Source organism: Plantactinospora alkalitolerans, from assembly GCF_015690345.1.
GTDB classification, from domain to species: Bacteria; Actinomycetota; Actinomycetes; order Mycobacteriales; family Micromonosporaceae; genus Plantactinospora; species Plantactinospora alkalitolerans.
Genome location: NZ_JADPUN010000216.1, coordinates 1 through 23,372 on the forward strand (window position 1 = coordinate 1; position 23,372 = coordinate 23,372).

Below are 23,372 nucleotides of genomic sequence, written 5' to 3' on the forward strand. Positions count from 1 at the left end.
GCCCGGGGCCCGGCGCCCAGCGGTGGCAGCGGGTCTTCCGCCGGCGCTGGCGGCGACAACACCGGTACCGGCGGCGACCAGCACGGCGGTGGCCCGGCCGACGGCGGGGCACCCGGCAAGGGTGCCGCGGACGGCGTCGGGACGGCCGTGGACGGCGGCGGAGGCACCGGCGGTCAGCCGGCCGCCGGCAGCGACGTACGCCCCGCCGGGAGCGACGGAGAGGCCAGTCGCGCCGGCTCCGGGGACACCTCGATCCAGACCAGCGACACACCGGCCACCACCGACAAGTCCGACACAGCTCCACCCGGTGGCAGCGTCGGGGAACCAGCCCGGGACGCTGCCCGCGATGCCCCGGCACCCACCGGTACGCCCGGCGCCGTCACTCGAGGTTCGGATGCGGCGCACCCGACAGCCGTGCCCGAGCCCGGCCGCGTCGAGACGCCACTGAATCCGGCCGCTGAGTTTCGTCCCGAGGCGGTCACCGCTGGCGCACCATCCACGAAGGACATCTCGGAGACGCGCGAGAGCGTGCCCGCCTCCGTCGCGGAGCAGCCGCCGCAGTCCATCCGGCCCGACCTCCCGGCTGCCGGTGAAGGATCGGTGGACCAGACGGCGGAACCCGCGGCCACGCCGGACCAGACCGATCTCCAGACGGTGGAGTCCGTCGGCGGCGACGCGCCGACGGACTCCACCAGTCGACAGTCGCCGGCAGCGGCGGGTCCGGACGGTCCCGAGGAAACGCCCGGCACCAGGCGCGACACCGAACCGTCGCTGCCGGTGAACCGCGTGGCCGCTGCACCGTCGACGATCCCGGCCGGCTCCGCCCCACCGAGCACCAGCACAGGTACGTCCACCGACCGCTTCGCCAACGCCTACCTCGCGGCCCAGGGCAGCGGCGCGGTGAACTTCGCCATCCCTGTTCCCACGGACGTGATGGCGGCGAACGGGTCCGCTGCCGCGAAGCTCGACCAGACGTTCCGCGACGCCGGGCTGAAACCCCTGAGCGAGACGGGAAAGCCCGATATCGCGGCCGACCGCGCCACGACCGATCTCCGGACCGGTCTCAACCGCAAGGCCGACGACGTCGGGCTCAAACAGGGCATCTTCCCGGCAACGGACGAAGCGGCGGCGGCCCCGGCTCGCAGGACCGATGTCAGCACGGCGGGTGCCCCGGACCGCTTCACGCCGCCGGGCTTCCATTCCGTGGAACGGGCGAACTCGCCGGTGATGCGACTGGAGGACGCCCTGACCGCGCAGGGCTGCACTCCCAGGGAGATCCAGGGTTTGCGCGAGGCGATCCGCCAGGATCCCGCGCTCGCCGACCGGTTGGGCGGCAAGCAGGGCGCCGAGTTGTGGCGCGACTTCGCGAAGGTGGGCCAGGTGCCGTGGGATCGCCTCCGCCCACCGTCGGAGCGGGTCGACGCCCTGTTGCACCGGGCACTCGGCCTCGACGCCGACGGGTACGTGTCGCAGAAGAACCTCGACCAGCTCACCCACCGCGCCTGGCACGACGAGAAGTCGCTGCTCGGCCGCGGGCTGTCCCAGAGCGACATGCAGGCGCTCCGCGGCTACCTGCGCGAAACGGGTCGATCCCCGAAACCGGCTGCGGAGGACCGACTCGTTCTGGCCGGCGACGGGCAGACGATGCGCGAAAGCGAGTACGTGCAGCACGAGCGCACGAAACAGATCCACGCCACCGTGGAAGCGCCGATCGCGGTGGGCGTCGCCCGGGCCGCCGGCGCGTCCCCCGAGACGGCCGCGAAGATCGGCCAGGCCTCGAACCTCGTGGTCGACATGGTGAGCGCCGCCGTACCGCACATTGCCGCCCAGCGTGACCTGCACACGTCGACCAACCTGCCGAACCAGGAGCGGGCGGCCGTCGTCCGGCCGCAGTCGCCGGCCGTGGACACGAAGCCTCCGGCCACCGACATCCCGGCCGAAGCACCGCAACCGGGCCGGAGCACCGCCCGGGACGGCGGCGTCAGGCTCAGCGGGGATACCGGCTGCGCCGCCACCCGAACGCCCGTCGACCGGACACCCACCACCCGTCCGTCGACCGCCGCACCCGCCGACCGCACCGCACCGACCGGCCAGAGCCCCGGCCGAGCCCCCGACCTGAAACTGAACACCCCACCCCTGGACACCAGGGCCACGACCACCGGCGGCATCGAGAAGATCAGCACGGCGGTGGACCACTTCGGCGCCCGCACCGTGGTCATCGAGGGCAAGGTCCTCGAAGGTATCAAGGACCGTGCCCTCAACGCGCCGAACTACAACCGGGAGTCACACTGGCGGGATCTCCGTGCCGAGCTCAACGTTCCGAACTACGAAGCGGCGCACCTGTGGGGACCGGGCTTCGGCGACGAGGCCGCGGCGGGAATCATGCTCGCCCCGAGGGATGTGAACCAGATCTGGCAGAGCAAGGGTGTCGAGGCGTTCGTCCGCGACCTGGCCAACGAGGCGCGCGTACACGGCGGTGCGTTGCGGCTGACCGCCACCGCGACCAGCCACGGCTCGGAGGTTCGCGGCGGAGACGCCCTGCTTGCGCAGGTGACGTATCGATTCACGGTTGTCGACAGGACCGGAAACCCCGTCGACGCGAAGCAGGTCACTCTCTCGGTTGACCCGCCGCCGAGCGGTCGCGTCCACGACCTGGCCGTGTCAGACGTCCCACTCCGTCGTTCACGGCCGTGAACAGGGCGAGAGCGATGCACCGCGTATCCTTTCCCCGTGATGCTGCGGTTCGAGTCGCGCGCCTCCGACTCGCCCTGGATCGATACCGTCTGGACCTGTAGGAGCGAGAAGGTCGCGGAGATGACCTCTGTCGCGTGGGTGTGCTGGGGTCTGGTGTTCTGGCAGCACGAGGGCAGGGCGTACGCGAGCATTTCCGGCCCCGAGACCAGGACCGGCACCGCGCCGGTGCCGCAGGACGCGACCTTCGTCGGTATCGAGTTCGCCGTGGGCACGTCGCTGCGGGTCGTGCCGACGGCGGCCCTGGTCGACGGCGGCGTCGAACTTCCCGACGCCACGCGCAGGACCTTTCGGCTGGACGGCGCCCGCTGGGAGACCCCCGGCCCCGACGACGCCGAGGCCCTGGTCGACCGGCTTGTCCGGGCCGGAACCGTGGTCCGTGACCCGCTCGTCACCGAGGTCCGCCGCGGCCACCGTCCGGAGGTGTCGGAACGCACCGTCGAACGCCGGTTCCGGGCGGCGACCGGGCTCACCCAAGGCGCTGTACGGCAGATCGAACGCGTACGCAGGGCGTCGATGCTCCTGACCGCCGGCGTCCCCGTCGCCGATGTCCTCTCCGATCTCGGGTATTTCGACGAGCCGCATCTGGCCCGTGCGCTGCGCCGGTACGTCGGGCGTACGGTTCGACAACTCCACGAGGGCACGGGCGGTGCGCTCGCCCTGGACCTGACTCAGTCGACGACGTCGTAGATCAGTTTCAGAACACCGTTCGGGTAAGCGGTCGACTCCCGGAGGGTCAGTCGCTGCTTGTCCTTGTCCGCGTTGCTGAACAGCGTCTTGCCGGCGCCGAGCAGCACAGGGAAGACGAGAAGGTTGTACCGGTCGATCAGGCGCGCGTCCGACAGGCGCCGGGCCAGCTCCGCACTGCCATGGATGAAGATCGCGCCACCCGCGCTCTTCTTGAGTTCGGCGACGTCCCCGGTCGAGCGGAGGATGGTCGTCGGTCCCCATCCCTCGACGAGGGCGTCGCCGGACAGCGTGCTCGAGACGACGTACTTGGGCAGTTCCTGGTAGGCGGCGTGGTCGTCCGACTCGCGCCAGACCGGCGCGAACAACTCGTAGCTCCGGCGGCCGAACATCAACGCGGTCGTATCCTCGAGTTCCTCACCCTTGAGCGAGAAGGCCTCGGGCACGAATTCGACGTCGCTGACCCAGCCACCGCCTCGGTGCCCCTCGGCCGGGTCACCTGGGGAGTCCACGACGCCGTCGAGGGAACAGAAGCCGGTGTAGACCAGTTCACGCATGTGCTGTTTCTCCTGAGATCGAAGCGATGAGATCGCCAGGGGATCGGCAACCGGTCCCGGCGCCACGTGGACGCGTTCTGACGACGAACCGACGATCATGCTAGGAAGCGATCGGCATGGCGGTCTTGTACGGAACCGACGGCAGTGCCGACGACAGGACCGGCGCGGGCATGGTGATGAGGCAATCAGCGCGACCCCGGTGAGGAGGCTCTCGTCGCGGACCCTCGACCGTCGTTCACCGTCGCTTCTTCGGCCGGGGCGGGCTCGGGGTTGACTGGCATTCCATGCAGCGGCAAGAATACATCGTGGTCGTTGTTAGCGCTAACATTCTGCTGTGCGACGCGACCTCGTGATCCTGACGCGGTGACCGCCGCCACGCGAATCTCTGGGAGTAGCCGATGCGAGCACGGGCGAGATGGTTCGCGGCGATCGCCGCGCTGGGTATGGTCGCCGCGGGTGTGGGGGTGCGGCCCGATGCGGCCAGCGCCGAGTCCAACGGCGGGGTACGGGTGATGCCGCTCGGCGACTCCATCACCGAGGGCACCCAGGTACCGGGCGGGTACCGCATCGGGCTCTGGCAGCGCCTGGTCAACGGCAGATATACCGTGGACTTCGTCGGATCGCAGTTCAACGGGCCGTCCAGCCTCGGCGACCACGACCACCAGGGCCATCCCGGCTGGCGCATCGACCAGATCGACGCGAACGTCGTCGGCTGGCTGAACACGCAGCGGCCGCAGAGCGTCCTGCTGCACATCGGCACCAACGACATCCTCCAGAACTACAACGTCAGCAGTGCGCCGAACCGACTCTCGACCCTGATCGACCGCATCACCAACACCGCCCCCAACGCCGAGGTGTTCGTCGCGCAGATCATTACGCTCACGAACAGCAACCAGGCGGCGGCGGCACGTACCTTCAACTCCGCGATCCCCGGGATCGTGCAGAGCAAGAGGGACGCCGGCAAGCGGGTCCACCTGGTCAACATGCAGAGCGCCCTGACCACCGCGGACCTGATCGACGGCATCCACCCGACCGCCGGCGGCTACGACAAGATGGCGGCGGTCTGGTACAGCGCGCTCCAATCGGTGTCCGGCAGCATCGGTACCCCCGGGAGCGGCACCCCGACCACCGCCACCGCGATCGTCGGTGGCCCGTCCGGTCGGTGCGTCGATGTCCCCGGCTCCAGCACCACCAACGGCACCCAGGTGCAGCTGTGGGACTGCCACGGTGGCACCAACCAGCGGTGGACGTACACCTCGGGCCGACAGCTGAACGTCTACGGCAACAAGTGCCTCGACGCCGCGGGCTACGGCACGTCCCCGGGCACCCGGGTCACCATCTACGACTGCCATGGCGGGACGAACCAGCAGTGGAACGTCAACGCCAGCGGCACCATCACCGGCGTGGGGTCCGGCCTCTGCCTGGACGCCGACAACCAGGGCGCCGGCAACGGCACGAAGATCGTCCTCTGGACCTGCACCGGCCAGACCAACCAGCAGTGGAGCCGCCGCTAGCCGTACCCGGGGCCTGGCCGATCGGCCCGCGAACCTGCCGCGATGCGTCTTGACGTGCCGTCGGCGACGCCCCGGAGCCAGCACCGGATGACGGGCTCTGTCGCTGATTGTCTCGGATGGCCCTGCCAGATGAGACGCTCTCCGCAGAGGACAGCCGTAACCGGCCCCGCCACGAGTTGACTCTCGCTGCCTTCGTTCACCGATTGTCGTTGACACCGTGCCTATCGCACGGCTACCGGTGTGCCGGTCCGCGTGTTGTCTGCGGCCCGACCGGACGTACGACAGGCAGCAGCGCAGGGCACGTCGCTGCGGAATCGAAGCGTGCGCCAACCGCAATCGCCGTTAGCCTGACAGGCATGGCCATCGCTCGCTTGCCCGTCATCGCTATCGACTGTCCAGATCCTGGTGCGCTCGCAAGGTTCTACGGCGCGATGCTGGATTGGAAGATCGACGTCTTCGTGGACCGGGCTTCGGTTTGCTCTCAGGACGGCCAGTGCATCATCTTCCATCGGGTGGCTGATTACACGCCGCCGACGTGGCCGACCCAGGAGCGGCCCAAGCAGATGCACCTCGACATGGTCGTTGACAACCTCGACGCAGCCGAGGCGGCAGTGGTCGATCTCGGTGCGACCAGACATCCGGACCAGCCAGGTACGGCCTACAGGGTCTTCCTGGACCCTGCGGGTCACCCATTCTGCCTATGTCTGGAATGATCCGGACGGGAGCTCGGCATAGCGTTCGCACTCATCGGTAGTCCCGCACGTCGACCGACACGGAACGTCGATCACGGAGCGTCTCGCCTACGGGTTCATGCCCTCGCAGGATACGAGCACCGGATCGGCACAGTAACCCACGACGGGCCCAGCACGTTGGACATTCCTAATGCCATCGTGCTCACTGCGCGAGCTGTCCTCGGCGATGCTCCGGCTGCTGCTTCTCACGGTGCTTGCGGCCGCATCCGTGGCACTCCTGATCACCACGACCGCCAGTATCCATCCAGGATGGCGGGTCAGACGCTGCGCCCCCCGAAGGCCCGCACCTGGGGCCGCCGCGGCCACACGCCGGTGACCCGGTGTCGGGCAGGGGCTCCGGGCGGATCTCGATTGCTGGTCTGGTCTGCGTCAAGCCCGGGCAGCGCAGCCGGCTCATCTACCGCACGATCGTCCACCGCGGCCGCAAGAACGAGTGGTGCAGCTTCGCCGAAGCCGACTACATCGCCCTGCTCGACGCCGCCCACCAGCAACTCAGCGGCCCGATCGTGCTGGTCTGGGACAATTTGAACGCCCACGTCAGCGCCGCTATGCGCGAGCTGATCGCCGCACGGGACTGGCTGCACGTCATCCGGCTGCCCGCCTACGCGCCCGGCCTCAACCCCACCGAGGGCGTGTGGTCACACCTCAAACGCAGCATCGGCGACCTCGCCGTCCGCGGCGTTGACCACCTCCAGGCGGTCATCAAGAACCGGCTCAAGCGAATCCAGTACCGCACCGATCTGCTCGACGGCTTCCTCGCCCACACCGGCCTTACCCTCGAACCCGACTCAACCTAGCCATTCAAGGTCTGTAGCGGTCCATCCTCGGCTGCCTTCAGTGCTACGACGACGTTAGTTACCGTCTGGCTGCGTGCCGGAGTAACTAATGGCAGAGCAGAAGCAGCTTGACGCCTGCGCCGCAGGAGGCGGTTAGGGCAAGCGTGACGGCGAGGAGGGCACGGGCGACGATCGGGCCTGCCTTACGGCCGTCCCAGGTAATCGGGAGCAGCTGTTCCACAACGACCGCAAGCAGCCAGACGAGCAGCAGCAGCGGGTAATTCAGGTCCCAAATCTCGTTGGAGAAGGCGCTGCCGTTGCCGCTGCCGCCGTAGTTCGAGCAGCCGCGCACGTCGGTGGCCGGCTGGAGCGCCACCGTCAGCATCGTAAGCAGGACACCGCCCACCAGCAGCGCCCAGAAGCCGGCTAGCGGGGACCGCGGCTTCGTCAGCCCAGCACGCTCGCCTTCGAACAAGAAGATCGTCGGCTCCCTGGGTTGCGGTGTAGGAGCTGCCGATGAAAGCACACCCGCTCACAATGATCAAATAAGCGGCCTTTCCGCTGGCTGACGTCCTCGCCGTCGTCCGAACTCACTAGGAATCGGCCGAACGGTGGTAAAGATGCGGGGAGGCGATCGGCTCATCCTGAATCCGCAGCTTAGAGGCCGTGCCGGGTATCCGCTCTTCGGCATGATCGTGTCCCACACGCCTTCCGGGCCGTCACCCTGCGTAGCTTCCAGGCAACCTAGCGACGTGCGTGCTCTGCGGCAGATGAGGACGTCGTGTCGTGGCTACTCGGAGCAATGCCCATACGATGCTCTTGTGAACGAGCCGAGCCCAAGATTCGCCGCTGCGTTCGTGCGTAGTGTCGCCGTTCTAGCGCTGGAGGCTGATGCGCAGGTGGCATGGACCAGCCAGCTCGCAAAGCACCACGTTCCACTGATCGACGAGCTAGCGCTAGAGTTCGATGAAGGTATTCGGCTCCTGCCAATTTTTGTGGAGCGTGGCTGGCTCAACGACGAGGCCCGACCTGTGTTGGCTCAGCTCGATGAACAGCTTGACGCAATGAGCGGCCAGCACAATGCCCACCTGTGGCATGCTGAGGCTCTGGTCAGCCGAGCGGAGTGGGATCGCGTCAGGACACTGGCGAGGATAGCCCTGACTCGGTTGGTCTAATCGCAACTGCGCAGGCGCACTACTCTCGACACGACGGGACGGGACGCCCGCGCGGGGCCGGCTACAAGCGGTGATGGCCGGGCACGCGGTCGCCACCCACAGTGCGGCAGATGAGCGCAGTCTGGCGGTCGGCGCTGCCGGGCCGTTGCGCGGTGGCCGGTCAGGACTGAGCGGCGGATGCACCGGGCAGCAGGTCGGCGGCCGGTAACGCAAAGTCGATGAACTGGGCGACCTGCTGGGCGACCGGTGGGTCCAGGTTGGCCAGCACCACCGTGACGTGCTCCGATGCAGGGTGGATGGTCAGCACGGCGCTCGCGCCGGGGAACCCGCCAATGCCGCTGATCGACCGGATGCTGTGTACGGTCTGCTCGGCGAACCCGTAGGCTTGCCGCCCGTTGAAGCCCGCATTCACCTTGCCGGTGGTCAGCAGGTCGGTGTGTGTGGCGTCCAGTAGGTCGTGACGCAGGATCGCCAGCGCGAACTGGCGCAGGTCGCCGGCTGTGGCGTAGGCGCCGCCAGCCGGGTTGCCCAGTAGCGACCGGTAGTCGGTGTTCGGGGTGAGGTCGTCGCCGAGATAGCCGATGGCCAGGTCCGGGGCCGGTGGCTCGTCGGGGTTGTTGCCGGAGCGGGTCATGCCGGCCGGACGCAGCACGGCGGTGTCCAAGTCGGCCAGGTAGCCGTGGCCGGTGATGCGTTCGATGATCGCGCCGAGCAGGACGTAGCCGTAGTTGCTGTAGTCATACATACTGCCGGGCTCGAACGTCGGGGGTCGGCGGCCGAGCAGGGCGATGAACTGGTCCGGGGTGCGGATCTCGTCGCGGCGGTCCCAGTGGGCGGAGGTGAAGATGTCGCCGGTGCCGCCGGTATGGGTGAGCAGGTGGTGCACAGTGGCCTTGGCGGCCAGTTCGGCGTTCGGGTAGTCCGGCAGGTGCCGGCCGATCGGGTCGGCCGCGGACAGCCGGCCGTCCTGGATCAGTCGCACGATCGAGGTGGCGGTGAACAGTTTGGTGATCGACCCTATCTGGAATCGGGTGTCCATGGTCACCGGGGTCTTCCGCTCCCGGTCGGCCAGGCCGTAAGCACCGGTGAACAGCGTTTCGTTGCGCCGGGTGACCAGGACCGTTCCGCTGAACCGGCCGGCCGCCGACTCCTCGTCCAGGATTGCGGTCAAGCGCCGCCGCCAGGCCATGATTCCCCCTCCGGGCACCTACGATGAGTGCACCCACTGGTTTAGCTGAACGTCCGCCAACCGGCCACCGAATTTCTGGCCGGCTCGGTACGGGCCCGCTCACGCCGACGGTGAGTGCCCGGCCGGGCTCCACCACGCTCGGATCACCCTGGGATGCAGGGTTGAGTTCTTCATGCCGCAAGTTTCAGCTCATGAATAGCCAGATTCCAATCCATACCGTCACACGTCGATAGCGACGGCATTTGCGGATGCGAAAAGCACACTGTCCTCGGCAGATCCGCTCATCCGTCTCTCCGGTGTATGCCTGCCCGACCTCACGGATAGTCAGGCCATCCGATGACGTCTTCGGTGTCAACTCCTCGTAGGACCGCTCCTTGCCTCAACGCAACAGTGACATCGGTACGGCCATACGAAGGATCGTGGGTGCGAACGCTGCTGAACCTCGCGTAGGACGGGTCCGCCGTAGGTCCGGCAACTAGCGCATGAACGAAGTCCCAGGCGGTGAACTGCAGGGTTCAGCCAAAGGCCGCGCACGAGCAGCGGCAGATCCCTGCTGTCCAATCCGACGATGCCTGGTTAGAGCGGTGACACCACCATCTCGACGTGTTGCGCTTCCGCTGCTTTGTCCACGTTGAACTGCAGCAACCAGCGACCCGGCTGAAGCGCGACTTCGTCGCTCTCGTCGGCATCACCGATATAGAGCCGTCCCGAGGGAACCTCGAAGGCGACCTCATACGGCAAACCGTCAACCCGCCCGGACGTCACCCGGACATCAAGGGTGACGTCACCCCCCTCGTCGACCGTGCCGGCATGAACGACCAGAACAGCGACATGGGAAGCCGTTGAGAGCACTGGGCCCTCGCTGTTGTGGAAATCGATATCAACGTCGGCCTCGCAATCGGCGTCGCTGATGTAGATGGCACCCCAGTAGTACGGACGGACCCGAAGTACGTGTTGATCTTCTGCCATGACGCCGGACCTTACCCCTTCCCAGGATCCCGACCCCGCCGGAACGAAGTGCCGACGACATCGCCTCCACGGACGAATAACGTCCGCTTCTCTACGGCTGCGGATGTCGACCGACGCGGAAGGCTGCTCACGAGGCGTGACGGCTCCGGCTGGTCGTGGCGCGCACGGTCGGAGCCAGATGAGTACGTCGAGCATTTGGTCTGCTCACCCGGTGATCCTGGCTTCTCGCCGTGGTCTCCGGCTCGTCCCATCTGAAGCAGGCGCTGCATGCCTGATAATCGATCGATGTCCTCGATCTACGACGTCACCACGTGGGAACTGCTGGTCCAGCTGGTGCGAGCTGGCAACGGCGCCGACGGCCCGGCGAGCGGCCACGTCAGCCCGGGCGGGTGGAGCGTTCCGGGGCCCCACCGTGACTGGAGGCCGAGCGCGCGGCTGTCGAGCGCGTGCTCGGTGCCCTGACCGAGGACGGCCGGGAGGACATCTCCTTCGTGCTGGACGGGTCTGCGCTGTACCTGATCGAGACCAGTCCTGCCGTGGACGGCCTCGGGGTCATCGCGGGGTCGCTCCTGTTGGTCGAGGGCGCGGTCGCGGAGCCTTGGCGTCGCCTGCCGTCGCCGACACCCTGGGCTGCGGCGTCCCCGTCGGCCGATCCGGCACTGCTGGAGCGGCACCTCCGCGAGCGGCTGCCGACGGTCCGGGGGTGCCACCGAGGCGGAGATCGCCGCAGCCGACGCGACTCGGCGTCGCTCTGCCCGAGGAACTCAAGGTGCTCTACCGCGTGGTCCGGGCTGGCCGGGAGGATCCCCTCGACGGCCTGTTCGAGGCGCTCGGCTTCGAGTTGCTGGGGCCGGACAGCGTCTTCGTCGCCGACGCCGCGTCCCGGCCGTGCCCGTGGGAGTTCGCGGCCATGGAAGCTGTGATCACCCGGCCGGGCGCCCTGGTGCAGGGCGTGGTCGGCTCACCCGGCTGGATCGCGTTCGCCGGCAACGGTGGTGGCGACCAGTACGCCATCGACCTCACCCCGGGCCCGCGCGGCTACCGGGTTGGAATACCTGGAACTCGACCTGGACGATTGGCGGGTGCTCCTGGACGCCGACGCCGTTCCGAGGGGTCTGTCCGCCGCCGGGGTCCGGGCGAGGAATCGGGACCTGCTCGCGGTCGCGGATCTGTCGAACGAGTTGCTGGCCCGGTGGAACCGTCCGCTGATCACCCGGACCACTCTCAGCGTCCGGTCGTGAGTCCGGTCGTGTTCGACGGCAGGAGGTCGGGGTGCGTGCTACTACCGGGTCCCTTACCCGGATCACTTCAGAGCAGAAGAGTGCACCGACTCGCCAGGAGCGAGCAGCGGGAGCGCTGTTCGGGCGCGGTTGGTGCTGCGGGCAGAATGATGGCGTGCCAGTCATCACCGCCGTTCTCGGCGACATCACGACCGAGGTCGTTGACGCCGTGGTCAACGCGGCCAACGAGGCTATGCGCGGAGGCGGTGGTGTGGATGGCGCGATCCATCGCAGCGGAGGCCCAGCAGTCCTGCATGACTGCATCGTCCGGTTTCCGAACGGCCTCGCTACTGGCGATGCGGGATGGACGACGGCGGGCGACCTGCCCGCCCGGTGGGTCATCCACACGATCGGCCCGAACTACCATGCGGGGCAGCGTGACCGCTCCCTGCTGGTGTCGTGTTACCGGCGCGCGCTGGAGGTCGCCGATGAGATCGGCGCGCGTAGCGTCGCATTCCCGCTTATCAGTACGGGCGTCTTCGGTTGGCCAGGCGCCGATGCCATCGCGGCGGCGATCGAGACCCTCGCGGCTGCCAGGACCCGGGTCGACGAGGTGCGGCTCGTCGCGGTCGAGGAAGCCGTGCACAAGCAGATCCGTGCGGCGCTGTGGCTTCGGTGCCCGCCGCCTGTCGGCCCAGGTACGGTCGGGTCCTTGTTCGAGCGTGAGCCGATCCAGTTCGGGCTGCGCGGCGATTCCTACCTGTGGCGAGAGCTTCGGGCGCGATTCGCCCGCACACCGTTGCCGGACCACTGGCTCACCCTGCGGACGCTCCTCACGGACGCCATCGAGCAGGTCGTTGGTGAACCCCTCGCCAGCCGCGAGTCCACCCCGTGGCACGACAACAGCGCAGCGATACATGTCCCGGAGTTCGACCCTGGCCACGGCATGTCTGCCGGCGCGGTTCACCTTCCGTGGTGGGCCCACACGGGAGTGCCGATCCTGCTCGACCGCCACGCGGCGCAACGTGAACCCGACGCGCTCCGAGAGAATTGATCTCCGTGCTCGCCGAGATCGCGTCGAACGGCCGCGAAGCCACGTTCGGCCCAGATGTTTCGGGGCATCAGCGACGGTCGGTACTTCGCGTGCGCTGACGTATACGATGTGGTGCTCGTCGTGAAGCTGCCGCCCGCCGAGCACCAGGTTGGACAGCGGATACTCGCCGGCGTCCGGGTCGAGCTCGCCATCGGTCAAGCAACGATAAATGGCGTCCCAGGCCGCGCCGGTATCGACCTTCGACCGGCCATCGCTCCACGACTTCTCAGTCTCCTCGAGGAGTTCGCCCACTGTTCGAACCCTGGTGGGGCATGGGAGACCAGTGCCCCCACGCACCTTCGAGTCGCCCGTGCCAGTCCGGCGTACGACTCCGTGTGCTGCAAAACCCGGCTCTGCCACCGGTCCTGACCGAGTATCGCGCCAGCCTGGCCGCCCGTGCAGTCGGGTTTCCGAGCGGACCCCAGGTCCGATGTCAGCGGTGGATGAGCAAGTCCGGACGAAGTATCTGGCGCTGTTCATACGCTTACAGTGGCAAGATCGTCGCGTGGGTATCGACGATGAGCTCGCCTGCTTCGACTGGTCTCGGATCCAGACGTACCTGGGCTACGCCGAGATGGTGCCCCATGCCGTACGCGGGCTCGTAGCGGCTCCGGACCGGAAGGAAGCGGTCCGGCTCGGCGAGTGGATCGAGCATATTCTCCTGTCCGTGGCCGGCCCCTGCGAGGGCTGTACGCCAGTTGCCACCGTCCTGGTCGCGACGCTGCCCGAGATGACGCCGGCCGGTCGCAGCGTGGCCCTTGACCTCCTGTCGCTCATCGCTGCCGCCGAGATCACCGGACCAGTGCACGAACAGATCGGCGCGGTCGACGTCGACGAGATCCGGCAGGCGGTAGCGGGCGGCTTCCAGCACTACGTCGCGGTGCTCCGGGCGGAATCGTCCTCGGAAGCCGATCTCTACTCCTGTATCGATCTCATGGACATCCTGGCGTTCGACAACCCCCGCCTGACGGCAATCGCCACCGCAGCGCTCAAGGCGGTTCTGGCGGGCCGACCAGTCGCGCAGCCGGGCCACCGGCGGCAGCGGCCTGGGGCTGGCGATCGCCCGCCAACTGGTCCAGGCACACGGCGGCACGCTCGAGGTGCAGAGCGAGCCCGACCGCGGCACGCTCTTCACCATTCGCCTGCCGGGTCTTCACGCAACGCCTCCGTGAATACTAATCGGACAGGATCAACCAACCCGTCCAGCAGGCACAACCCGTCTCGGTTTCTTGACAACTATCGGTCCGCCGGTGTCCAGTCCTCGATAGGTATGGGATGCCTCCCACGTGTAGAAAAGTGGTCTTCAACCTCGCTGCCGCGGACAAGCCGGGAGATTCCGATGAAGGCTGAGCACGTCTCGTCACCGGACTCGAGGTCTCGCCCAGCACTCTGGGCGTTCGCCTGGTGGGCCGTCGTGGGAGCCCTCCTCGGCCTCGGGTTCGCGTCGATTCTCACGATCGGACCTGTACTACTGTTTTTGAGTGGTGTGCTCGCTGTGGCGGGAATACTGCTCAGGGCTCTGCGGAACCAGTCGGCTGCTGCGGTTCCGGGTGGTCTCAGCGTGGCGGCGTTCTATCTGGCCTGGTTGAACCGTGGGGGGCCTGGGCGGGTGTGCGAGACCACGGACACGGACACGTCATGCATAGAGGCGTGGAGTCCATGGCCGTTCCTGGTAGTCGCGTCACTTCTCATCGCCGCCACGGTCTTCCTGGTCCGCCTCGCAAAGCGCTGATCTCCTGCCTGGACGGGGTCACGTCCGCTTGGTGGTGTAGGAGTCGACCTTCTGGTGCGACGCCGGGCCAAGCTGGTGGCCTGGCGCCCGCGTCCGACGTCGCCGACCGGCGGACCGGGATCTTCGAGGACCATCACCCGCGTCGGTCCGGAAGACGAGCCTCGGGAGGTGGCCCGCTCGATGCGGCAGAACGGCACCCGTAGCCGTCGGGATCGTGCGGCCTCACAGCCGGGATCTCAGCACAGCGACCTCGGGGAACTCGTCCGGGGAGCCGTAGCCGTGCTCGGCCAGCCAGCGAACGTTGGTCAGGCATCGCAACGACCACCATGCGTGGATGAGGTCGCGGTCGACGTCGGTGCCGTAGCCGGCGACGACGTCGCCAAGGTGCTCCTTGTGGCCGAGCGTGAGGGTGGCGAGGTCGAAGAGCGCGTCGCCCTGGGACGCCTCGGACCAGTCGACGACGCCGGTGACCTCGTCACCGGCGACGAAGACGTGGTCGACCTGCAGGTCGCCGTGGATGAACACCGGTGTCCACGGCCGGAGCGCGGTCTCGGCGAGCCGACGGTTGCGTGTGACCACGTCAGCGGGAAGGACGTCGTTGGCGACGAGCCACTCGCACTCGTCGGCGAGGCGTGATGCGAGCTCGTCGAGGCTCGGACCGGGCGATGGTGGCAGCGGCGCGTCGTGCAGCGTCCGGGTGGCGGCACCCGCCGCGGCCCACGCCGCGGGCGACGCGGTCGATGGCTCGCCGAGGTGGCCGAGTGCCGTGCCGGGGAGGGCGGCGAGCGCGAGCACGGGCGGATTGCGCCACACGATCTCCGGAGTCGGGATCGGCGCCATAGCCATCGCCTCGACCTCGACGTCGGCGCGGGTCTGATCAGCGTCGATCTTCAGGAACACGTCACCGACGCGCAGGGTCGCGCGCTCGTTGTGGGCGACCACGACCTCGACCTCTTCCACGTCGCCCATTGTCGCGGGGATGATCACCGATGGCACCGGGTTTATCGCGTACGGCTGCGCGGTTGACGGCGTACGGCTGCGCAGCGGCCTCGTGCACGCCACCGGCCAGCTGGCGGGTCGAGTACTGCCTCGGTCCGCTGGTCTTGATCGGTGCGCTGACGTTGAAGTGCGCCAGGTGGGCTGTCCGGCGTTGTACGGGTGGTGTCTGGCAGGATCGCGGCATGGCATCACCACCGGGCTGGCTCAGCCGTTACGAGCGGGGGCAACGGGAGCTGGTCTGGCAGGAGTTGCGCCAGCTTGGCGGCGTGGTTCTGGAGCCCGAACAGGCGCAGGAGGCGCAGTTGGTCTGCGACGAGATGGCGCGCCGTGCCCGCCAGAACATCGAGGCGATCGTCGACCAGTTGTCCGATGACGGCTACCGATTCCACACCAACGACGATGACCAGACGCCCGTACGACCGCATACCCCGCCGACCGCGAACGCGGAGGCCTACGTCGATTGGCTGGGTCAACGGTTCGGCGCCGTCCCCATGACCCTGTCTTCCTGGGTGCGCATCGTCGGGGACGTCTGGTTGGTGGGCACTCATCCGGCGTGGGCCAGTTCGGCGAGCGCCGACCCGCTGGTGATCGAGCTGGAAGGAACCCGCTGTCCCGCCGGGGAGTTTCCTCGTGAATACATCGAGGACGAGTGGGCCGACTGGAACGAGCGGCAGGCCGACGACCCCGACAACGGCCTGTTCGTGCTCCCCGCCGCGCCCGACCGCTTCCACAAGGAGAACGTCAGCGGCGGTGAACCGTACGGGTTCGTCCTTCCGGACGGGTGTGTCGACGGGCTGTTCAGATGGGAGACGACCGTGCCGTTCGTCTCCTACCTGAACTGGGTCTTCAGCGAGGGCGGTTTTCCCTGGCCGTCCGGCGACGATGACCAGTGGCAGGTGAGACACCGACTCGTCCGGGACCTGCTGCCGCTGTAGCCCTTCACGGGGGCCCCAGCGCATCTGCCCGACCCGGCAGCCGCCCCGGTCCAGCAGGGGGACAGGTGCCGTTCCGGGGCGCCCGTCGGCGCCCCGGAAATGTTGCCTCGTCAGGCACCGTCGGGCCGGAACAGCCGCGGCGCGAAGTCGATGAGATTCTTCTGCCACGCGTCCCAGCCGTGCGGGCCTGCCGTCACGCCGGCGAATTCGTACCGGATTCCGAGGGTGTCGAAGGTCGCCATCGTCGACAACACGATGGGGTAGACGAAGTCCGTCACGTTGCCGCTGTACATCCGCAGCAGTTTCGTGCCGTTGTTGACCGCCGCGACGTCGAAGCCCGTGGAGTTGAACACCCCCGCGGAGAACGTGCCGATGTACGCGAACTCACCGGGGTGCGTCCTGAGGATGTCGAGGGCCTGGAACCCACCCATCGACAGGCCGGCGAGTGCCTGCCGCGCCGGGTCGTGCGAGATGTGGTACGCCGCCCGGGCCGCTGGGACGATGTTGTCCAGCAACTCCTTTCCGAAGTCCGGCACGTTGCCGTTGCCCATCACCACCACCATCGGCACAAGCTTCCCGTCGCGGAAGCCGTTGTCGAGGATCTGCTTGGCGCGGCCCATCTCCACCCAGTCGGTGTAGTTCTGGCCGCCGCCGTGTTGGAGGTACAGCACCGGATACGGTTCCGCGCGAGCGGGGTCGTAGCCGGGTGGTGTCCACACGTACGCGGTGCGTTCGGCCGCGACCACGGTGCTGGTGTAGGTCAGGGTCGCGAGCGTGCCGCCCCGACCGGCCGGGACATCGGTCAGCGGACGGGCGGCCCGGCCGGGGGCGAGGAACGTGCTCCAGGTCGGTTCCGTGGTGATGTGCGTCGGGTTCGCGGTGTCCTTCTTCGACACCAGGTCGACGATGAACTTGTAGTAGTAGAACCAGGGCCCCAGCGGACCCACGGTCCCCCGCCACCGGTCACCGGTACGGGTGAGCGGAACATTGACCCAGCTTCCGCCCGGCGCCCAGTTGCCCCAGAGGGTCACCCGGCCCGCGCTCGCGAACTCGCTGCCCGTCTCGACGGTGACGAAGGTGTCTCCGTTGGCGTCCTGGGTGAGCCACGGCGTCGGCGTGGTGCCCGGAGCCGGCGTCGTGAACTCCCGGATCAACGGCAGGTGGCCGGCACTCGGACGGTGGTCGCGGACCGGCCGGAACAACCGCGGCAGGAAGTCCGCCAGATTCTCCCGCCAGGCGTTCCAGGTGTGGCCGTCATCCGGGTTCACCCCGTCGAAGTCGTGCCGGACTCCGGACCGGTCGAGCGTGCGCAGGGTCCGGTGGGTCGGGTTGTACGCGGGGTCGGTCATGTTCCCGGTGTACAGGCGGAGCAGCCGGGTTCCGGCGTTGACGGCCCGGCCGTCGATCCGGAGGTGTTCGTCGGTCAGCGGGCCGGCGAACGAGCCCACGTAGGCGAACTCCCCGGGATGGGTGAGGGCGGAGCGCAGCACCTGGGTTCCGCCGGCCGACGCGCCCGCGAGGGCCCGGTGCGCGGGGTCGTCGGCGATGTTGTACCCGCGCCGTACCGCCCGCGCGATGGCGCGTAGCTCCTGCTGGAGATCGGGGGTGTCGCCGTCGCCCAGCACGACCACCATGGGTTCGATCTGCCGCCGCACGGCGAGGTTGTCGAGGATCTGCCTGGCGCGTCCGAGGTCGAGCCAGTCGGTACGGCTGCCGTCCGCGCCCTGCTGGAGGTAAAGCACCGGGTACGGGTGGCGCCGGTGCGCGTCGTAGCCGGGTGGGGTCCACACGGTGGCGGACCGCGTCTGCTGCGGCCCGGCCCGGTAGCTGACGGTGCCGAGGGTACCGCCCTGACCGGCGGGCACGTCGGCGAGCAGGCTCGCGGAGTCACCCGGGACGAGGAACGTGCTCCAGGTCGGGTCGGAGGTGACCGTGGTGGCGTTGGTCGGGTCCTTGAGGAGCTTGGTGTCGTCGGCCCGGACCCGGTAGTGGTACAGGCCCGGCCGCAGCGGGCCGATCACCGAGGTCCAGGCGTCCCCGGAACGTCCGAGGCCCAGGTCCGCGATGGCGAAGGACGGGCCGAAGTCCGCTTCGACGACGACGCTCGACACCGTACCGAGCGCGCTCTCGAGGTCTGCGGCCGGAACCCGGAACGACGCGAAACCGTCGGACACGGTGAGCCACGGGGTCGCCGCCGCCGCCGGCTGGGCTCCGGTCAGCACGACCGTCGCCCCCAGGACGAGGGTGCCGAACACCGCCAGGCAGCGGCGTACACCGGCGCGGCGTGTCCGCCACCACTGCTGGAATGTACCTGCCATTGCCAAAACTCCTCGTGTTGTGATGGGTGGCAACCCGAGGTCGGCATCGTGCTCGTGGCCCAGCGGAACGGCATGCCGGCTTTCGGCCGGGCAGGTCGGGTGCGACAAAATGTCATGCTCTTGCATGGTGATCCAGCCACTACGGAATGTTGTGGGCCGTTCTGAGCACCGCCACCCGGTTCGTTGTGATCGTCAACATACTTGACGCATTCAGCCGCGTCAATCAATGGCGGGGGCGGTCGACCCCACCGCGCGCATTCCACCGCGCGCCAGGAACTCTGCTACGCACGCCCCACTCCCGGTCCGGTCCGGCCGGCGCGGCGGCTGTTCATGGCTTGGGTACGGCTACGGCGTCGATCGCGTACTCGGCGAAGATCCCACCGAGGACGCGCAGGGCACTCGCGGCTTCCTCGTCGGCGTTGCCCAAGGTGGAAGCACAGGTGACGAGGGTCTTCCAGAGGGCCCAGCCCCGTCCGCGCGCCCACGTCGCCTCATCGACGGACAGTCGCTCCCGCAACGCCTGCCGGCCGTCGGCGGTCAGTAACGTCCATGCGATTGCCAGGTCACATGCGGGATCGCCGACGCCGCACGTTCCGAAGTCGATGACGGCGGCCAGTTTTCCGTCGTCGAGCAGGAGATTTCCCTTGGCGACGTCGCCATGGAACCAGCTCTCCACACCGTCCCAGCGGGCGTCCAGTGCGTTCTGCCAGATCTCCCGGGCCAGGTCGACATCGATGCGGCCGTCCAGTGCGGTGAGCGCGCGCTCGGCTTTCCGGCCGTAGGTGCGCAGCGTGCCGCCCCGGAACCAGTTGTGCTGTCCGGGGCGGGGACCGGCGGCGGTATCGACGCCCTGCAAGGCCGCCAGGAATTCGGCCAGATCAGTGGCGAATCCGATCGGATCGGCGATGCGGTCCGGGCTCGCCGGTTCGCCGTCGAGCCAGGAGTAGATCGACCACGAGTAGGGATAGCCCGCGCCGGGTTTCCCTTTCGCGAGTGGAACGGGGATGGGCAGTGGGAGCCGAGGGGCGAGTTCCGGAAGCCAACGGTGTTCCTTGTCGACCGCCAAGGCGTACTCGGACGCGCTGGGCAGACGTACCGACCGTCGGGAGCCGAGGTGGAAGGTCCAGTTGTCCCAGCCGCCGTTGGCCACCGGCCGCACCGGCAGGTCGGCCCACTGAGGGAACTGGTCGGCGACGAGCCGACGCACCTGTTCCGCGTCGACGGCGATGCGCTGGGGTACAGGACCGAGATCCGGTGTGTCGCTCACCGAGACATCCTGCCTGACACCGCCCAGTTGGTCCGCGAGTCGGGACCCGCGTAGCCTCGGGTGAGTGCGAGAGATCGTGACCTATCTGGAAATGACGGCCCGCGACCAGCTCAAGCCGGCCGATCCGGTGCGGGGCCTGGCGCTGGAGCCCTTGGGCCGAGACTCCCCGTTGGTTGTCGACTTACAGGTCAGGATCGGTGCTCCCTACGGCTGGCAGTGCGCGAGCCGGACCAGCGCGGACTGGGTTGCCTGGTTCGCCCGGTACCCGGATCGGATCTTCTGGCTGCTGTCGTTCGACGGTGAGCCCGCGGGCCTGGTCGCCTACGATCTCCATCCTGGCAACGAGGTGGAGATCGAAACCTTCGGGCTGGTACCGGAGTTCGTCGGCAGGGGCCTGGGCGGATACGCGTTGACCCTCGGGATCCAGCGGGCCTGGGACCTGACTCCTCCGGTGCGGAGGACCTGGCTGCACACGTCATCGCTGGACCATCCCCACGCCCTGCCCAACTATCGTCGCCGAGGTCTCCGCCCCTTCAGGACCGAAGAGGGCGAGCGTGTTGGAGAACCGCGTCCGGTGTCGGCCGAGCGAACTGGCACCTCTCAGTCGTTCGACACCTCGACGATGAGGTGACTCGTGCCTGGCATTGGATGGATGCCAGGCACCAGCGCGTCGGGCAACGCGGCGACGGCCTCCGCTGGAAGATCCACTTCCAGTAGCCCGTCGCCTGGTTGCCGGACGGCGAAGACCCCCGCTCTCCGCAGTACGACACGAGTGCCGTTGCCGTCGAGAAGCAGTTCGCGGCCGTGGGGCAGCCGGTCGCGTACCGCCTGGGCCACCGTGGCGGTCGTTACGTCCTTGAAGCGCAGCCGGATCGTGTCCTCCTCGGCGGTCCAGTGGAAGCCACCGACCATGAGCAGCCCGGTCGACGAGCCGTCGCGGGCCCGCCCGGCTTCGATCTCGGCCCGTACCGCTGGATCATCTGTCAACGACGGCCGGTCCAGGTCGGTGACCAGCATCGGTTGCCGTTCGGCGAGCAGGCCCAGCACACCGAGGGTGTCCCACTGCCGAGCCGCCGCGTACTCGTCGCCGGTCAGACCCACCACCTGCAGGAACTGCAGTCGGCCGTGCGGGGTGGCGATCGTTCCCAGCTCGGGGTCCTCGGCGAAGGCCAGAGCTGTCACCGCCGTCTCGTAGCCATGCCGGATGGGTCCGTTCGCGTTCATGTGATGGCCCGGCTCGAACCAGTTGCCGCTGGAGAACACGTACCGGGCAAGGTTCTGCAACAGGTTCGCCGCCCAGATCGGAGGATCGGTGTCATCGGGCTGGCGGGCCACCCGGAAGGTGAACTCGAAGCCCCAGCCGGACTCCTCGGGATTGTCGGTCTCCTTGGCATACAGTTCGCTCATGCCGTAGCCGACGATGTGCCAGTGCGGCACCGGCTCGCTCCGTGGATAGAAGCTGATGCCGTCGAGCGGGTCCGGGCCACCCAGAGCGAATCGGTGCAGCGTGCCGTAGTGCTTCGGCTCGACACCGGGGTACAACTCGACGAGGCGGGCGTCGATGGCGTCCCAGCCGAGGGCATCGGAGGTCATCCGAAGATCAGAACACAGAGCTCCGGACGCGACGCGCCAGGTGTACCAGCCACGGCACCGGAGAAGGGCCAGGACGATCTCTGGCGCCGGACGTCAGCCGCCGAGAGTCACCTTGAGGATCTTCTCGTCGCTGTTGTTCGGGGTGCTGTCCTTGTCCCCGCCGGTGCTCGTGGTCAGCCACAGGTTCCCGTCCAGGGTCGGCTCGACCGTGCGCAGCCGGAGGTACGTGCCGACGAAGTACTGCTGGATGTCGGTGAGCGTGTTCCCGCTGATCACGGCGCGGTACATCCGGTTGCCGCGCAGGCAGGCGGTGTAGAGAACGTCCTGCACGATCGCGATGCCGCTGCACGAGGCTTCGGCGACCGGGTACGTGTGGATCGGGGCCAGGAAGTCCGGGTTCGCGCAGTCGCCGATCGTGCCCTCGCAGGCGGGCCAGCCGTAGTTGCCACCCCGGACGATGATGTTGGTTTCGTCCATGGCGTTGTTGCCGAACTCCTGCTCGAAGAGCCGGCCCCGGGAGTCGAACGCCAACCCCTGCGGGTTGCGGTGGCCGTAGCTCCACACGTAGTTGCCGAAGGGGTTGTCCGGCGGCACGGTGCCGTCCGGACGCAGGCGCAGCACCTTGCCGCCCAGGTCGTTGACGTCCTGCGCCCGGTCTGGACTCTGCCCGTCCCCGGCGGCGGCGTAGAGCATGCCGTCGGGGCCGAAGCGCAGCCGGCCGCCGTTGTGGTACTTGTTGCGCGGGATGCCGGTGACGAGCACCTCTTCGGTCTCCGTGCGCAGCGTGGTGTCGTAGCGGATGCGGACGATCCGGTTGTCAGTCGTGGTGGTGTGGTAGATGTACAGCCACCGGTCGGTGGCGAAGTCGGGCGACACGGCCAGCCCGAGAACGCCACCCTCGCCGTTGGTGCCGGCGATGTTCGGCACCGTGCCGATGCTGTGCTTGTCGGTGCCGTCGGGATTCATGGCGACGATGTCGAACAGGTCGCGCCGCCCGTACAGCACGGTGCCGTCCGGCAGCTGCACCAGCCCCCAGGGCAGGTCCTGCTCCACGGTGATCACGGAGGTGCCGCAGACCGCGCTGGTGCAGGCCGGTCCGGTGCGCGCGGTCACCGCGGCACTCGCCGCCGAGCTGTTGCCCTGGGCGTCGCGGGCGACGACGGTGTACCGGAAGTCCGTGTCGACGGTCAGCCCGGTGTCGGTGAACGAGGTGCGTGGCGGGTTGGTGGCCGTGCCGGCGGTGGAGCCGACCGTCGCACCGTCGCGCAGGATGGTGTAGCCGGTGACCGCGATGTTGTCGCTGGCGGCCGACCAGGTGAGGGTCACGTCCGTGCCGTTCACGCTGGCGGCGAGGTCGGTCGGCGTGGTGGGCCGCTGCGTGTCGCGCTGGCAGAACGGTGGGGTGATGGTGAGCGTGGCGCTGGCCTGCGACACGTTGCCGGCTGCGTCGCGTGCGTTGACGTACCAGCCCCAGGTGCTGCCCTGTACGGCGGTGAGGGTGGCGGTCAGGGTGGTTCCGCTGACCTCGGTGACGTGCTGGCCGTCGTGGTAGATGTCGTAGAACGCGACGCCGACGTCGTCCCGGGATGCGGACCAGACCAGTGTGACGGATTGGCAGGTTGTCCGGGTGCTGCGCAGGTTGGCCGGCGGGGTGGGCGCTGTGGTGTCGGCCGCGAGCCGGCCGCCCGCCCGGCCCGCCACCGACACCACGCCGGCCGGGGCCGCCGTTGTTCCGACGGCAGTCGGAACAACGGCGTTGGCGGGCGCGCCGGCCAGGATGCTGCCGGCGCACGTCACCAGGGCGAGCGAGGCGAGGTGTCTGGGGTGGCGAGGCCTGGTCGGCAC

At 68.4% G+C, this 23,372-nt stretch carries 21 protein-coding genes and 2 pseudogenes; 13 read left to right on the forward strand and 10 right to left on the reverse strand.

The annotated features are described in order from the left end of the window. On the forward strand, nt 1-2,694 hold a 2,694-nt coding region (locus tag I0C86_RS24285), incomplete at its 5' end, for a polymorphic toxin type 4 domain-containing protein (protein ID WP_230394694.1). Between the two features lie 36 nt (nt 2,695-2,730). After that, the gene (locus I0C86_RS24290) at nt 2,731-3,441 is read left to right on the forward strand and encodes a helix-turn-helix domain-containing protein (RefSeq protein WP_196203599.1); all 711 of its coding nucleotides are present in this window, start codon (nt 2,731-2,733) and stop codon (nt 3,439-3,441) included. On the opposite strand, the gene I0C86_RS24295 is transcribed toward I0C86_RS24290, so the two are convergent. After that, nucleotides 3,423-3,995, reverse strand: a complete 573-nt coding sequence (locus I0C86_RS24295) for a dihydrofolate reductase family protein (RefSeq protein WP_196203600.1) — start codon at nt 3,993-3,995, stop codon at nt 3,423-3,425. The genes I0C86_RS24290 and I0C86_RS24295 overlap by 19 nt on opposite strands. 398 nt (nt 3,996-4,393) lie before the next feature. On the opposite strand from I0C86_RS24295, the gene I0C86_RS24300 reads away from it, so the two are divergent. From I0C86_RS24300 to I0C86_RS24310, 3 genes are all read left to right on the forward strand, one after another. Then, entirely contained in the window at nt 4,394-5,509 is a 1,116-nt protein-coding gene (locus I0C86_RS24300; protein ID WP_196203601.1) for a ricin-type beta-trefoil lectin domain protein, read from the forward strand. A gap of 356 nt (nt 5,510-5,865) precedes the next feature. After that, the gene (locus I0C86_RS24305; RefSeq protein ID WP_196203602.1) at nt 5,866-6,222 is read left to right on the forward strand and encodes a VOC family protein; all 357 of its coding nucleotides are present in this window, start codon (nt 5,866-5,868) and stop codon (nt 6,220-6,222) included. 359 nt (nt 6,223-6,581) lie between these two features. Further along, on the forward strand, nt 6,582-7,058 hold the full coding sequence (locus tag I0C86_RS24310; RefSeq protein ID WP_323373821.1) for a transposase: 477 nt from the start codon (nt 6,582-6,584) through the stop codon (nt 7,056-7,058). Between the two features lie 85 nt (nt 7,059-7,143). Here I0C86_RS24310 and I0C86_RS24315 read toward each other — a convergent pair whose 3' ends face one another. Further along, nucleotides 7,144-7,512 (reverse strand): hypothetical protein, encoded by a 369-nt coding sequence (locus I0C86_RS24315; protein WP_230394695.1) that lies wholly within the window; start codon nt 7,510-7,512, stop codon nt 7,144-7,146. 346 nt (nt 7,513-7,858) lie between these two features. On the opposite strand from I0C86_RS24315, the gene I0C86_RS24320 reads away from it, so the two are divergent. Further along, complete coding sequence (locus I0C86_RS24320) at nt 7,859-8,212, forward strand: hypothetical protein (RefSeq protein WP_196203603.1); 354 nt, start codon at nt 7,859-7,861, stop codon at nt 8,210-8,212. Between the two features lie 160 nt (nt 8,213-8,372). Here I0C86_RS24320 and I0C86_RS24325 read toward each other — a convergent pair whose 3' ends face one another. Next, a complete protein-coding gene (locus I0C86_RS24325) occupies nt 8,373-9,383 on the reverse strand; it encodes a serine hydrolase domain-containing protein (protein ID WP_196203604.1) in 1,011 nt (336 codons plus the stop codon). Between the two features lie 594 nt (nt 9,384-9,977). Then, nucleotides 9,978-10,370 (reverse strand): hypothetical protein, encoded by a 393-nt coding sequence (locus I0C86_RS24330; RefSeq protein ID WP_196203605.1) that lies wholly within the window; start codon nt 10,368-10,370, stop codon nt 9,978-9,980. A gap of 285 nt (nt 10,371-10,655) precedes the next feature. Between I0C86_RS24330 and I0C86_RS43665 the strand changes: the two genes are divergently transcribed. From I0C86_RS43665 to I0C86_RS24340, 3 genes are all read left to right on the forward strand, one after another. Beyond that, nucleotides 10,656-10,832 (forward strand): hypothetical protein, encoded by a 177-nt coding sequence (locus I0C86_RS43665; protein ID WP_230394696.1) that lies wholly within the window; start codon nt 10,656-10,658, stop codon nt 10,830-10,832. Nucleotides 10,833-11,416: 584 nt separating this feature from the next. Further along, nucleotides 11,417-11,611, forward strand: a complete 195-nt coding sequence (locus tag I0C86_RS43670; protein ID WP_230394697.1) for a hypothetical protein — start codon at nt 11,417-11,419, stop codon at nt 11,609-11,611. A 154-nt stretch (nt 11,612-11,765) separates the two neighbouring features. Then, nucleotides 11,766-12,644, forward strand: coding sequence for a macro domain-containing protein (locus I0C86_RS24340; protein ID WP_196203606.1), 879 nt, complete (start codon nt 11,766-11,768; stop codon nt 12,642-12,644). Nucleotides 12,645-12,689: 45 nt separating this feature from the next. Here the strand turns inward: I0C86_RS24340 and I0C86_RS45525 are convergent. After that, nucleotides 12,690-13,163: pseudogene (locus I0C86_RS45525) on the reverse strand (DUF1877 family protein); the annotation flags it as partial. A gap of 515 nt (nt 13,164-13,678) precedes the next feature. Here I0C86_RS45525 and I0C86_RS24350 point away from each other — a divergent pair. After that, a pseudogene (locus tag I0C86_RS24350) lies at nt 13,679-13,855 on the forward strand (ATP-binding protein); the annotation flags it as partial. Between the two features lie 167 nt (nt 13,856-14,022). After that, on the forward strand, nt 14,023-14,415 hold the full coding sequence (locus I0C86_RS24355) for a hypothetical protein (RefSeq protein ID WP_196203607.1): 393 nt from the start codon (nt 14,023-14,025) through the stop codon (nt 14,413-14,415). Between the two features lie 222 nt (nt 14,416-14,637). On the opposite strand, the gene I0C86_RS24360 is transcribed toward I0C86_RS24355, so the two are convergent. Continuing rightward, nucleotides 14,638-15,384 (reverse strand): phosphotransferase family protein, encoded by a 747-nt coding sequence (locus tag I0C86_RS24360; RefSeq protein WP_196203608.1) that lies wholly within the window; start codon nt 15,382-15,384, stop codon nt 14,638-14,640. Between the two features lie 212 nt (nt 15,385-15,596). Between I0C86_RS24360 and I0C86_RS24365 the strand changes: the two genes are divergently transcribed. Then, nucleotides 15,597-16,349 carry a hypothetical protein gene (locus I0C86_RS24365; protein WP_196203609.1) on the forward strand — a complete coding sequence of 251 codons (753 nt, stop codon included), beginning with the start codon at nt 15,597-15,599 and terminating at the stop codon, nt 16,347-16,349. 110 nt (nt 16,350-16,459) lie between these two features. On the opposite strand, the gene I0C86_RS24370 is transcribed toward I0C86_RS24365, so the two are convergent. Together I0C86_RS24370 and I0C86_RS24375 are read right to left on the reverse strand one after the other, a co-directional pair. After that, entirely contained in the window at nt 16,460-18,667 is a 2,208-nt protein-coding gene (locus I0C86_RS24370) for an alpha/beta hydrolase (protein WP_196203610.1), read from the reverse strand. A gap of 328 nt (nt 18,668-18,995) precedes the next feature. Continuing rightward, nucleotides 18,996-19,934 carry an aminoglycoside phosphotransferase family protein gene (locus tag I0C86_RS24375; RefSeq protein WP_196203611.1) on the reverse strand — a complete coding sequence of 313 codons (939 nt, stop codon included), beginning with the start codon at nt 19,932-19,934 and terminating at the stop codon, nt 18,996-18,998. 64 nt (nt 19,935-19,998) lie between these two features. On the opposite strand from I0C86_RS24375, the gene I0C86_RS24380 reads away from it, so the two are divergent. Then, on the forward strand, nt 19,999-20,565 hold the full coding sequence (locus I0C86_RS24380) for a GNAT family N-acetyltransferase (RefSeq protein ID WP_196203612.1): 567 nt from the start codon (nt 19,999-20,001) through the stop codon (nt 20,563-20,565). Here I0C86_RS24380 and I0C86_RS24385 read toward each other — a convergent pair. Both I0C86_RS24385 and I0C86_RS24390 read right to left on the reverse strand, forming a co-directional pair. Beyond that, complete coding sequence (locus tag I0C86_RS24385; protein ID WP_196203613.1) at nt 20,535-21,527, reverse strand: suppressor of fused domain protein; 993 nt, start codon at nt 21,525-21,527, stop codon at nt 20,535-20,537. The genes I0C86_RS24380 and I0C86_RS24385 overlap by 31 nt on opposite strands. Nucleotides 21,528-21,620: 93 nt before the next feature. After that, entirely contained in the window at nt 21,621-23,372 is a 1,752-nt protein-coding gene (locus tag I0C86_RS24390; protein ID WP_196203614.1) for a PQQ-dependent sugar dehydrogenase, read from the reverse strand.